This window comes from Myceligenerans pegani (genome assembly GCF_014892515.1).
GTDB lineage: Bacteria > Actinomycetota > Actinomycetes > Actinomycetales > Cellulomonadaceae > Myceligenerans > Myceligenerans pegani.
Genome location: NZ_JADBGR010000062.1, coordinates 1 through 13223, shown reverse-complemented (window position 1 = coordinate 13223; position 13223 = coordinate 1). Strand labels below are relative to the sequence as shown.

The following is a 13223-nucleotide window of genomic DNA, read 5'->3' as shown; positions in this document are numbered from 1 at the left end:
GCGCGTTCAGTGAGGAGAAATCGTGAGCACTCTGTTCGACCCGGTGAAGGTGGGCGCGTTGCAGCTGCCGTCCCGTCTGGTGATGGCCCCGATGACGCGAAACAGGGCGACCCAGGAGGGCGTCGTCACCCCGATGACCGCCGAGTACTACGCTCAGCGAGCATCCGCGGGCCTGATCGTCTCCGAGAGCATTCAGCCGAGCGTGCTGGGCCAGGGCTACATCCTGACCCCCGGCCTGCACACCGCGGAGCAGATGGCCGGCTGGCGTCAGGTCACCGACGCGGTGCACGCGAAGGACGGCCGCATCGTGGCGCAGCTGACGCACTGCGGCCGGATCGCGCACCCGTCGCTGTACCCGAACGGTGAGCTGCCGATCGCGCCGTCGGCGGTGGCGTCCGGCGAGCAGATGATCAGCTTCGAGGGGCCGCTCGACCACCCGACGCCGCGTGAGATGACCACGGAGGACATCGCCGCCACCGTTGAGGAGTTCGCCCAGGCCGCCGGCAACGCCATCGAGGCCGGCTTCGACGGCGTCGAGGTGCACGGCGGGAACGGCTTCCTGCTGCACCAGTTCCTCGCCGACAACACCAATCTGCGCACCGACGAGTACGGCGGTTCGATCGCCAACCGCATCCGCTTCGCGGTCGAGGTCGTGCGTGCGGTCGCGGAGGCCGTCGGTGCCGATCGCGTGGGCATCAGGATCGCCGCCGGCAGCCCGTACAACAGCATCGTCGAGAACGACCCGGCCCCCGTGTACGTGGCGCTTCTCGAGGAGCTCGCGGCGCTCGACATCGCCTACCTGCACGTGATCGAGATGGGCACGCGCGACCTGACCCGGCAGCTCCGGGATGCCTGGCCGGGCACGTTCATCCTCAACCCGCACGAGACCATGGAGGTCTACCCGGCAACGGCCGAGGCGGCGGAGTCGGCGATGGCGTCGGGCGTCGCGGACGCGGTGTCCCTGGCGGCGCTGTGGCTCGCCAACCCCGACCTCGACGTGCGCATCAAGGCCGGCGGTCCGTACAACACGCCGAACCCGGAGACGTTCTACGGCGGCAACGAGGTCGGGTACACGGACTACCCGACGCTCGAGAAGTAGGCCGGACAGGCAAGCTGCCCTCCGTCGTGCGAGGTGCGTCGAGGCTTGTCCGGGCGGTCTCCGGCCCGGACAAGCCTCGGTGTGCCGCCGGCACCCAGATCCGACCGGGAGGTCCTGCTCCATGCACGAAAGTTCGCCGGTTGCCCTGGCGGGCGGCGCGACCGTTCGACGAGCCGATGCTCGCTACCGGGGCCTGATCAGCGGCGCGAACACCCGGTGGGTGGGCGCGCCGCGATACGTGCACCTGGTCTCCTCCGTCGCCGAGGTCGTGGAAGCCGTGCAGGCGGCCGTCGACCAGGGCCTGAAGTTAGCGGTGCGCAGCGGTGGGCACTGCGACGAGGACTTCACCACGTCCCCCGACGTCCAGGTCGTGATCAACCTGGCCGGCCTGGACGCGGTGTACTACGACGAGGAGCGCCGGGCGTTCGCCGTCGAGCCGGGGGCAACCCTGGGGCGGGTCTACGAGACGTTGTACCGCGGCTGGGGGGTCACGCTTCCCGGGGGGACGTGCCCCACGGTCGGTGCGGGCGGGCATATCGTCGGTGGCGGCTACGGCGCACTGTCCAGGAGGCACGGACTCACCGTCGACTACCTCCACGCCGTCGAGGTCGTCGTCGTCGGTGAGGACGGACGGTGCCGCACGGTCGTGGCGACCAGCGAGCCGGACGACCCGCACCGTGAGTTGTGGTGGGCACACACCGGCGCGGGCGGCGGCAACTTCGGCGTGATCACCAGGTACTGGCTGCGCGCGCCCGGAACCGGGTCGGCCGAGCCGGCCGACCAGCTGCCCGCCCCGCCCGCCGAACTCATCGTGTCCGACGTCGCCTGGTCGTGGGACGACCTGACCGAGGAGGGTTTCACGCGCCTCGTGCGCAACTTCGGCGCGTGGCACGAGGCCAACTCCGCGCCGGACTCGCCCTACGTCGGCCTCTACAGCCAGCTCAAGACGCAGCACCGGGCCGCGGGGGCGTTCCGGATGAGTACCCAGATCGATGCGGGGCTCCCTGGCGCGGACGAGATGCTGGACCGGTTCCTCGCGGCGGTCAGCGAAGGCGTCGGCGCCGACTGCACGGTGAACGACCGCAGCGTCCTGCCGTGGTTCTACGTCGTGCGGGAATGGTTCGGGTTCGTGGAACCGTCGCTGCCGCGCTGGAAGGCCAAGTCCGCGTACCTGCGGAAGGCGATGCCCGCCGGGCAGCTCGCCGCGCTCTACCGGCAGCTGACGCGGGACGACTACGAGAACCCGTTCTCGATGGTGGCCCTGGTCTCCTACGGCGGGCGGATCAACGAGATCGCCCCGGGGGCGACGGCGGTGTCCCAGCGCGACTCCGTCCTCAAGCTGCTCTACGTGACGCTCTGGACCGATCCGTCGGAGGACGTGCGTCACGACCGGTGGATCCGGGAGTGCTATGCGGACGTCTACGGTTCGTCCGGCGGGGTGCCGAGACGCGACGACGTCACGGACGGATGCTTCATCAACTACGCCGACGCCGATGTCGCGGATCCCGCACTGAACGACTCCGGTGTCCCGTGGCACGAACTGTACTTCGGGGACAACTATCCCCGCCTCCAGGCCGTCAAGGAGCAGTGGGATCCGCGCGGCGAGTTCAGTCACGGGTTGTCCGTTCGCCCCACGACGTGACCGGCGCGGCCGAGCCGGCCGCCGTCGACCAGATCATCCAGACAGCACCTGGGAAGGACTCCTTCACATGACCCGAACCGTCTTCGTCACCGGAGCCCGCGGCAAGACCGGCCGCGAGGTCGTGGCACAGCTCGCCGGACGCGGTGACACCGAGGTTCGCGGCGGATCCTCGCGGAGCCCGCAGCTGCCGACGACCGTCGCCTTCGACTGGCGGGACCAGACGACCTGGCCCAAGGCCGTCGGTGGGGCGGACGCGATCTACCTCGGCCGGCCCGACGTCGAGGACTCGCCCGAGCTGATCGAGCAGCTGATCGCGGCGGCGCCGGGCGCCCACGTCGTGCTGGTCTCCGAGCAGGGTGCCGAACGGGTCGCGGCCGACGGCTGGGTGCGGCGGGTCGAGGCCGCCGTCACGAACAACGCCGACCGGTGGACGATCCTCCGCCCGTCGTGGTTCCAGCAGGTGCTGACGGACCCCCGCTACTTCCTCGAGTCGATCCGCCGTCAGCGGACGATCAGCCTGTCCACCGGTGGCACGCCGATCGCCTGGGTCGACACCCGCGACATCGCGGCCGTCGCGGTGCAGGCGATCGTGGACCCCGCCACCCACCAGGGCCGGACCTACACGTTGACCGGGCCCGCGGCGGTCACCACCGCCGACATCGCGGCCGGCATCTCCGCCGCGACCGGTACAGCGGTCAAGGCGGTGGACGTCCCGCTGAACCAGGCCGTCGCAGGGGCCGCTCCGTGGCTCGCCGAGGTCGTCGGCAACATGTTCGGCCGGGTGCACGACGGAACGTTCGCGGTGGTCAGCGACGCGGTCGAGACGGTCACGGGCAACGCGCCGCGCGCGGTCCAGGACTTCGTCACCGAGCACGCCCACCTGTGGAGCTCTTGACCGGCCATCGGCGAACACCTCGCACACGACAGATCGGACTCACGATGAAGGCCCTGATCCACCACCGAGCCAGCGAGCACATGCTGCGACTGGACGACGCGCCGACGCCGCAGCCCGGTCCGTCGCAGGCTCTTGTCGAGGTCGCCGCATTCTCCTTCAACTTCGGTGAGGTCGCGTTCCGGACGCCGGACCTGCCGGACGGCACGATCCCCGGCTGGGACGCGGCGGGCATCGTGGTCGCCGCCGCCGCCGACGGTTCCGGCCCGCCGGCCGGGGCGCGCGTGGTGACCTTCGGCTGGTCGGGTGCGTGGGCGGAGCTCCGGGCGGTCGACACCGCCGAGCTCGCGGTCGTCCCGGACGGCGTCGACCTCGCAGCCGCCGCGGCGCTCCCCGTCGCGGGCGTCACCGCGCTCCAGGCCGTCCGCCGACTGGGCTCCGTTCTCGGCCGTCGCGTCCTCGTCACGGGTGCGTCCGGCGGCGTCGGTAGGTTCGCCGTGCAGCTTGCGAGCCTGGCCGGAGCGGAGGTGGTCGCGTCCGTCGGGTCGCCCGAGCGGGGCGAGGGGCTCCTCGAACTGGGTGCGGCGGAGGTCGTCCTCGGCCCCGGGGCCGTGGAGGGACGGGTCGACGCGGTCGTGGACAACGTCGGCGGCCGGCAGCTGGCGGACGCGTACCGGCGGCTCTCGGGCGGAGGCGTTGTCGTGGCGGTCGGCATGGCGTCGAAGGAGCCGACGACGATCGACTTCGAGGAGGCTCGGATCAGGCACGACGGGGGGCGCATCGAGACGTTCGTCATCTCCGTCCCGCTCGGGGGCGACCTGCGGTACCTCGTCCGCCTGGCGGACCAGGGAAGGCTGGACCTTGCCATCGGCTGGCGGGGCGATTGGCACTCCTATGCGGAAGCCGCGTCGCAGCTGCTCGGCCGGAAGGTGCGCGGCAAGGCGGTCCTCGAGGTGGTGCGGGAGCCCGGCCTCCGCTGAGCCCCTCGTCAAGCGCCTTGTCTCGTGTCACCAGGACGGTTCGTCCTGGTGACACGGGTGTTTCAACGGTAATTGCACTAAATTACCAGTCAATGACTGTTCGACTGCATTGGTGTCGTTCTGCTCGGTTAGTCTTCCGGCGTGGCGACAATCAGCGACGGTCAGACAGCGATTGCGGTCATCGGGATCTCCTGCCGGCTGTCCGGCGCGCAGAACCCGGGCGAGTTCTGGGACATGCTGCAGCGGGGGGCCACCGCGGTACGGGAGATGCCGCCGGAGCGCAGCGGGCCCGGCGGCGCCCGCTGGGGTGCGTACCTCGACGGCATCGACGGCTTCGACCCGGGCTTCTTCGGCATCTCGCCGCGCGAGGCCGCCGCGATGGACCCGCAGCAGCGGCTGGCGCTCGAGCTGGTCTGGGAGGCGCTGGAGGACGCGGCGATCGTTCCCGCGACGCTGACCGGCAGCGAGACGGCCGTCTTCGTCGGTGCGCACCGTGACGACTACGCGGCCCTGACCTACCAGCGCGGAGTCGACGCGATCACCCAGCACACCTTCACGGGGGTGAACCGGGGCGTCATCGCCAACCGGATCTCGCACCACCTCGGCCTGCGGGGCCCGAGCCTGACCGTCGACTCGGCGCAGTCGTCCGGCCTCGTCGCCGTCCACCTGGCGTGCGACGAGCTGCGGTCCGGCGGCTCCGCCCTGGCCGTCGCGGCCGGCGTCAACCTCAACCTGCTCGCCGAGGCGGCCACGACGGCCGAACGCTTCGGTGGGCTGTCGCCGGACGGGACGGCGTACGTCTTCGACGCCCGGGCCAACGGCTTCGTCCGGGGCGAGGGCGGCGGCGCGCTGATCCTCAAGCCGTTCGACCGTGCCCTGGCCGACGGCGACCGCGTCTACGGCGTCATCCGCGGCAGCGCGGTCAACAACGACGGTCCCGCGGACGGCCTCACCGTCCCCAGCGTCGCCGCGCAGGAGCGGGTGCTCCGCGCCGCCTACGACGCGGCGGGTATCGAGCCCTCGGGGGCGCAGTACGTGGAACTGCACGGGACGGGCACGCCGGTCGGCGACCCGATCGAGGCCGCTGCCCTCGGTGCCGTCCTGGGCGCCGGGCGTGACCTCCCGCTGCGCGTCGGCTCGGCGAAGACCAACGTCGGGCACCTGGAGGGAGCCGCGGGAGTCGTGGGCCTCCTCAAGGTGCTGCTCAGCCTCCATCATCGGAGGCTCCCGGCGAGCCTGAACTTCGCCACGCCGCACCCGGACATCCCGCTGGACAGGCTGGGCCTGGCGGTCCAGGACTCCCTCACGCCCTGGCCCGCGCCCACGCGTCCCCTCGTCGCAGGCGTCAGCTCCTTCGGCATCGGCGGCACCAACTGCCACCTCGTCCTGACCGACGCGCCGGAGACTCCGCGCGCGTCGTCCTCCGCGACGCGGCCGCCGATCCCGTGGGTCCTCTCGGCCCGTACGCGAGAAGCCCTGTCCGCTCAGGCCGCCGCGTTGCGCTCCGTCGACGGAGCACCGGCCGACGTCGGATGGTCGCTGGCCACGGGCCGGACCAGGTTCGCCCACCGCGCGGTGGTGATCGGAGCCGACGGCGACGACTTCCGCCGGGGCCTCGACGCCGTCGCGGACGGTACCTCCGCGCCGGGAACCGTGACGGGCTCGGTGACGCCGGGTGGGGTGGCGTTCCTGTTCACCGGCCAGGGTGCACAACGCGCCGGGATGGGCGCCGGGCTGTACGACAGGTACCCCGAGTTCGCCCGCGCCTTCGACGCGGTCTGCGCCGAGTTCGACGGTCTGCTTCCCGGATCGCTCCGGGACGTGATCACCAGCGGTGACGACCTCGACCGGACGGCATGGACCCAGCCCGCGCTGTTCGCGCTGGAAGTGGCCCTGTTCCGGCTCGTCGAGTCCTGGGGGTTGCGGCCGGACCGACTGGCCGGCCACTCGATCGGCGAGCTGGCCGCAGCCCACTGCGCCGGAGTCCTGGACCTGGCCGATGCCTGCGCCCTCGTGGCCGCTCGGGCGCGGCTGATGGAGGCGTTGCCCTCCGGGGGTGCGATGCTCGCGGTCCAGGCGGCCGAGGAGGATGTGCTCCCGCTGCTCACCGAGGACCTCGCCGTCGCCGCGGTCAACGGTCCCGCGTCCGTGGTCGTCTCCGGCGAACTCGTCCTGATCGAGGAGTTCGCGGCCGCGGCCGAGCGCCAGGGATGGAAGGCCCGTCGCCTCGCGGTCAGCCATGCCTTCCACTCATCCCTCATGGAACCGATGCTGGACGAGTTCCGCCGGGTCGCGGACGGGCTGGTGTACCACCCGCCCTCCGTCCCGATGGTCTCGACGGTCACGGGCCGCGAGGAGACGGACCTGTGGCTCTCGCCCCGGTACTGGGCCGACCAGGTGCGGCGGCCGGTGCGGTTCCTCGATGCCGTCCGCACGCTGGAGTCCGCGGGGACCACGACCTTCCTGGAGGTCGGCCCGGACGCGGTCTGCGCGGCACTCGCCGCCGCCTCGGTGCGCGAGCCGCAGGACAGCGTGAGCCAGCCGCTGCTGCGCTCGTCCCGCCCCGAACCGGAGACCGTGCTGGCCGGCGTCGCCGCCGCACATGTCCGCGGTGCGGATGTCGACTGGGCGGCCCTCTTCGCCGGCGCCGCCGTCGTCCCGCTCCCCACCTACCCGTTCGAGCGGACCCGGCACTGGCTGCCCGGTACCTCCGCGGCCCCGGCCGACCAGGCCGCACGCCGGACGGCAGAGCCCGCGGTCGACGGCCCCGCCGCGGAGCCCACCAAGGCCGGCACCTCGATGCGCGCGGTGGACGAGCTCGTGCTGGCCGAGGTCGCGGCGGTGCTGGAGTACGCACCGGGCCAGCCGGTCGACACCGGACTGCCCTTCAAGGACCTCGGGTTCGACTCGCTCATGTCGGTCGAGCTGCGCAACCGCCTCGCCACGGCGACCGGGCTCGGCCTGGCCAGTGGTCTGCTGTTCGACCACCCGACGCCGTCCGCGCTGATCGAGCATCTCACCGCCGAACTCTCGGGGGAGCGCGCCGAGGCCGGGTCGCAGCGCGCGATGGCCGACGACGACGAGCCGATCGCCGTCGTGGGCATGGCCTGCCGGTATCCGGGTGGCGTCGCTTCGCCCGAGGATCTCTGGCGGCTGGTCGCCGAGGGCCGGGACGCCACCTCGGAGTTCCCCTCCGACCGGGGCTGGGACGTGGACCTGGCCGTGAACCGGGGCGGGTTCCTGCACGACGCGGGCATGTTCGACGCGGCGTTCTTCGGGATCTCGCCCCGCGAGGCCCTCGCCATGGACCCGCAGCAGCGGATCCTGCTCGAGGTGGCGTGGGAGGCGGCCGAGCGCGCGCGCCTGGACCCGCGCTCCCTGCGGGGCTCGAGGACCGGGGTATACGTCGGCGCCACGACGCTCGATTACGGCCCCCGGATGCACGAGGCACCCGCTGAGGTCGAGGGGCAGGTCCTGACGGGCAGCACCAGCAGCGTGATGTCCGGCCGGATCGCCTACCACCTCGGCCTGACCGGCCCGGCCGTGACGATCGACACCGCCTGCTCGTCGTCCCTGGTGGCACTGCACCTGGCGGTCCGCTCCCTCCGTGCGGGCGAGACGGAGCTGGCGCTGGCCGGGGGCGCCACGGTGATGTCCGGTCCGGGGATGTTCGTGGAGTTCACCCGTCAGGGTGGCCTCGCCCCGGACGGCCGCTGCAAGCCCTTCGCCGCGGCGGCCGACGGCACGGCATGGGCCGAGGGCGCCGGAATGCTCCTGCTCGAGCGCCTCTCGGACGCCCGGCGCAACGGGCATCGCGTCCTGGCCCTGATCCGGGGCTCCGCGATCAACCAGGACGGCGCGTCCAACGGTCTCACCGCCCCGAACGGCCTGGCCCAGCGCCGGGTCATCGGGGACGCGCTGGCCGACGCGCGCCTGAACCCCGCCGAGATCGACGTCGTCGAGGCGCACGGCACGGGGACCCGTCTGGGCGACCCGATCGAGGCGGAGGCGATCATCTCCGCGTACGGCGGGGACCGTGCCGGCCGTGAGCCCCTCTACCTGGGCTCTCTCAAGTCGAACGTGGGTCACGCCCAGGCCGCCGCCGGGGTCGGGGGCGTCATCAAGTTGGTCCAGGCGCTGCATGCCGAGACCCTGCCGAAGACCCTCCACGTCGACGCCCCGACGCCCCACGTCGACTGGTCGGCGGGTACCGTTCGCCTTCTCACCGGTCCGCGGCCCTGGCCGGCCTCCTCCACCCCCCGTCGTGCGGCGGTCTCCTCCTTCGGGATCAGCGGGACCAACGCACACGTCGTCCTGGAGGAGCCGCCGGCTACGGGCCCGGCGTCGTCGGCCGGCGACGCCGGATCGCCGGCCGGGCCGACCCCGTGGGTGCTCTCGGCACGGGACGAGACGGCGCTGCGGGCGCAGGCGGCCCGGCTGCGGGAGGCCGCGGAAGGGCTCGCGGTCGACGGCGTCGGGATCGCGCTCGCGACCGGCCGGACGCTGTTCGAGGAGCGCGCCGTCGTCGTCGGTCGTCATGCGGACGACCTGCTCGCCGGGCTGGACGCCCTGGCACAGGGGGACGGCACCCTGCGCGGGAGCGCGCGTGCCGGGAAGACCGCGTTCCTGTTCACCGGGCAGGGAGCACAACGGCTCGGGATGGGGCGTGAGCTGTACGCGGCCTACCCGGCGTTCGCCGCGGCCCTCGACGAGGTGGCGGCGTCGCTCGACAAGCACCTCGGCCGTCCGCTGCTCGACGTCGTCTTCGGCGACGACGCCGAGGAACTCGGCCGGACCGGTGCGGCACAACCCGCGCTCTTCGCGGTCGAGGTGGCGCTCGCGAGGCTCCTCGAGGCGCACGGACTCGTCCCCGACCTGGTCGCCGGTCACTCGATCGGCGAGTACGCGGCCGCCCACATCGCCGGCGTGATGTCGCTCGACGACGCCGCGCGACTGGTCGCGGCCCGGGGACGCCTGATGCAGAGCGCCCCGCCCGGCGGGGCCATGACCGCGATCCAGGCGAACGCCGACGAGGTCGTCACCGACGGGCGCACGACCGTGCTGGCCGCGGTCAACGCCGCGGACTCCGTGGTCGTCTCCGGGGACGCCGACGCCGTCCGCGACCTCGCGGAGGAGTGGCGCGCCCGAGGACGCCGGGTCAAGGAGCTGCGGGTGAGTCACGCCTTCCACTCGCCGCACATGGACGGGATCCTCCCGGAATTCCGACGGATGGCCGAGTCCGCGACCCTCCACGAGCCCTCCGTCCCGCTGGTCTCGACCCTCACCGGCGAACTCGCCGCCCCCGGCGAGCTGACGGACCCGTCCTACTGGGTGCGGCAGATCCGCGAGCCCGTCCGGTTCGCGGACGCCGCCGCGGCGCTGGCCGGTGAGGGGGCGGTCCGGTTCGTGGAGGTCGGCCCCGACGCCGTGCTGAGCGGGCTCGTCCCCGGGGCGATCCCGCTGCTCCGGGACGGTCGCCCCGAGGCCGAGAGCCTGGTGCGAGGGCTGTCGGCCGCGCTGGTCGACGGCGCTCCGGTGGACCTGGCACCGTTCTTCCCCGGCGCCGCCCCGGTCGACCTCCCGACCTACGCCTTCCAGCGCGAGCGCTTCTGGCTGCGACCCGTCGAGCACACCGACGCGCTCGGCCTCGGCCAGGAGGCGGGGGCTCACCCCTTCCTGTCCGCGACGGTCGACCTGGCCGACCGGGACGAGCACGTGCTGACCGGCCGGATCAGCCGCTCCGCCTGGCCGTGGCTGGCCGACCATGTGGTCAACGGCGCCGTGCTCCTGCCGGGAACAGCCTTCCTCGACCTGGCCCTGGCCGCCGCCGACCGTGTCGGCGCCGGCACGCTCACCGAACTCACGCTGGAGGAGCCGCTGCTCGTGGGGCCGGACGGCTCCGTGCCCGTCCAGGTGAGGATCTCCGCCCCGGACGACGACGGCGGCCGCCGCCTCACCGTGCACAGCCGGACCGACGACGCCTGGAGCCGGCACGCGTCCGGCTCACTGGAACCGGCCGGTACCGGCACCTCGCACGGGGACGACCTGGCCGACTGGCCTCCGGCCGGCGCCGTCGCCGAATCCGTCGACGACCTCTACGACCGTCTCGCCGCGCTGGGCTACGAGTACGGTCCTGCCTTTCAGGGCGTCCAAGCCCTCTGGCGCCGTGGCGACACGCTCTTCGCCGAGGTGTCCCTGACCGCCGAGGCGGGACCCTTCGGCCTGCACCCTGCTCTGCTGGACGCCGTCCTGCACCCGGTGGTGCTGGACCTGGCCCAGGAGGGCCGCGTCTGGCTGCCGTTCACCTGGTCGGACGTCGAGGTGTACCGGCAGGGCGCCGCGACGGCCCGTGTCCGCGTCACCCCGAACGCGCACGGTGACGTCGCGCTCCTCCTGGCCGACGACGACGGAGTCCCCCTCGCCTCCATCGGCTCCCTGGTGCTGCGCCCCGTCGCCGAGACCGCCGCGCCCGGCTCCCTGCTCGCCCTGGCCTGGCAGCCCGTCGAGACGACGGGAGCCTCCCCGGATCACGTCACGGTCGAGCTCGACGGCATCGACCCGCACGAGAACGCGCACCGCGCGCTCGCCGCCATGCGGAACCATCCGGACACCGACCCGCGACCACTGGTCCTGGTCACCCGGGGCGCCGTCGCCGTGGCACCCGATGCCCCGCTCCCGGGTCTCGCCGCGTCGACGGTGTGGGGCATGGTCCGCACCGCCCAGTCCGAGTACCCGGGCCGGTTCGTCGTCGTGGACATCGAGTCCGACGACGACGTCGCGCCGGCGCTCTCGACCCGGGAACCACAGGTCGCCGTCCGTGGCGGCCGCGCCTACGCACCTCGCCTGCAGGCGGCTCCGGCCGTACGTGACGAGGCCGGGCCGGACGAACCGGCCACCGTGCCGTTCGGCCCGGACGGCACCGTGCTCGTCACCGGCGGAACGGGTGGGCTCGGGCGGATCGTCGCGCGTCACCTGGCCGAGCGCCACGGCGTCCGTGACCTGTTGCTCGTCAGCCGGCGCGGGAGCGACGCGCCCGGTGCGGCCGACCTGATGGCGGAACTGACCGCGCTCGGCGCGCGTCCGGTCGTCCGGGCGGCGGACATCGGGGACGCCGACGCCGTCCGGGACCTCCTCGCCGACATCCCCGCCGACCGGCCGCTGACCGGCGTGCTGCACGCCGCCGGCGTCGTCGTGGACGGGACCCTGGCATCGCTGGAACCGGGGTCGATCGACGAGGTGCTGCGGCCCAAGGCGGACGCGGCGTGGATCCTGCACGAGGCGACCGCCGAGCTCGACCTGACGGCGTTCGTGCTGTTCTCCTCGGTGACCGGCCTGACAGGAACGGCGGGGCAGGCCGCCTACGCCGCGGCGAACACCTACCTCGACGCCCTGGCGCTGCACCGGGCCGGCCTCGGGCTCCCCGCCATGTCGCTGGCCTGGGGCCTCTGGGCGGACGGCATGGGCAAGGAGCTCGGGGAAGGGGAGGTCGCCCGCTGGCGCAGGTCGGGCTTCCTCCCGCTGACCGCGGACGAGGGGCTGCGGCTGTTCGACACCGCGCTGGCCGACGGCCGGCCGGTGCTCTCGCCGGTCGCCATGGACCGTGCCGCGCTGCGTGCCCTCGGCACGGACGCCCCGGCCACGCTGCGCGAGATCGTTCCCGCCACGTCCCGGCGCCCGGCTCCGGCCTCCGCCGGTCCCGCCGGCGCCTGGCCGGACGCGATGCGCGCGCTCGCGGAACCGGAGCGCGAGGAAGTGGTGCTGGACCTGGTCCGCAGGACCGTGGCCGAGGTGCTCGGACACGCGGGTGCCGCGAACGTCCCGGCAGGCCGAGCGTTCCGTGATCTCGGCTTCGACTCGCTGGCCGGTGTCGAACTGCGCAACCGGCTCGCCGGCACGACGGGACTGCGGCTCCCCGCGACGGTGGTCTTCGACCACCCGTCGCCGACCGCGCTGAGCACCTACCTGCTGACACGGATCGACGCGCCGGCTCGCGCCGCCGTCCGGGCCACGACGCGCGTCGCGGACGACGACCCGATCGTGATCGTGGGTATGGCGTGCCGCTATCCGGGTGGCGTGGAGTCTCCCGAGGACCTGTGGCGGCTCGTCGCCGACGGCGTCGACGCGGTGTCGGGTTTCCCGGTGAACCGTGGCTGGGACCTGGACGCGCTCTACGACGCGGATCCCGAGCACCCCGGCACGTCGTACGTGCGGGAGGGCGGCTTCCTGCACGACGCCGACCTGTTCGACGCCGAGTTCTTCGGGATCTCCCCGCGCGAGGCGACCGCCACCGACCCGCAGCAGCGCCTGCTGATGGAAGTGGCGTGGGCGGCCTGGGAAAGCGCCGGGATCCTCCCGGCGTCCCTACGGGGCAGCGCCACGGGGGTGTTCGTCGGCGCCATGTACGACGACTACGCGTCCCGGCTGGCCTCCGTACCCGAGGAGTTCGAGGGCTTCCTGCTGGCGGGCAATCTCTCCAGCGTCGTGTCCGGGCGCCTCGCCTACACCTACGGCCTCGAGGGCCCCGCGGTCACGGTGGACACGGCGTGTTCGTCGTCGCTGGTGGCGTTGCATCTGGCGGCCGCGTCGCTGCGGAGCGGGGAGTGCGACCTG

Annotated in this window: 5 protein-coding genes; all 5 read left to right on the top strand. The window is 73.2% G+C overall.

Features of this window, described 5'->3' with window-relative positions; genetic code table 11:
• Window positions 1–22 precede the first annotated feature (22 nt).
• Window positions 23–1099 carry an alkene reductase gene (locus tag IIE03_RS06610; protein WP_192861957.1) on the top strand — a complete coding sequence of 359 codons (1077 nt, stop codon included), beginning with the start codon at window positions 23–25 and terminating at the stop codon, window positions 1097–1099.
• A 121-nt stretch (window positions 1100–1220) separates the two neighbouring features.
• Window positions 1221–2741: an FAD-binding oxidoreductase gene (locus IIE03_RS06605; RefSeq protein ID WP_192861956.1), complete on the top strand. Its 1521-nt coding sequence runs from the start codon at window positions 1221–1223 to the stop codon at window positions 2739–2741.
• A 67-nt stretch (window positions 2742–2808) separates the two neighbouring features.
• Complete coding sequence (locus IIE03_RS06600; protein ID WP_192861955.1) at window positions 2809–3636, top strand: NAD(P)H-binding protein; 828 nt, start codon at window positions 2809–2811, stop codon at window positions 3634–3636.
• Between the two features lie 44 nt (window positions 3637–3680).
• Window positions 3681–4613: a zinc-binding dehydrogenase gene (locus tag IIE03_RS06595; RefSeq protein WP_192861954.1), complete on the top strand. Its 933-nt coding sequence runs from the start codon at window positions 3681–3683 to the stop codon at window positions 4611–4613.
• Between the two features lie 141 nt (window positions 4614–4754).
• Window positions 4755–13223 (top strand): type I polyketide synthase (locus IIE03_RS06590; RefSeq protein ID WP_318842843.1); only part of this gene is annotated, 8469 nt, incomplete at its 3' end.

Bases quoted from the DNA above. Each gene is read 5' to 3' on its own strand.
- IIE03_RS06605 (WP_192861956.1), top strand. From the start codon at position 1,221: ATGCACGAAAGTTCGCCGGTTGCCCTGGCGGGCGGCGCGACCGTTCGA.
- IIE03_RS06595 (WP_192861954.1), top strand. From the start codon at position 3,681: ATGAAGGCCCTGATCCACCACCGAGCCAGCGAGCACATGCTGCGACTG.
- IIE03_RS06600 (WP_192861955.1), top strand. From the start codon at position 2,809: ATGACCCGAACCGTCTTCGTCACCGGAGCCCGCGGCAAGACCGGCCGC.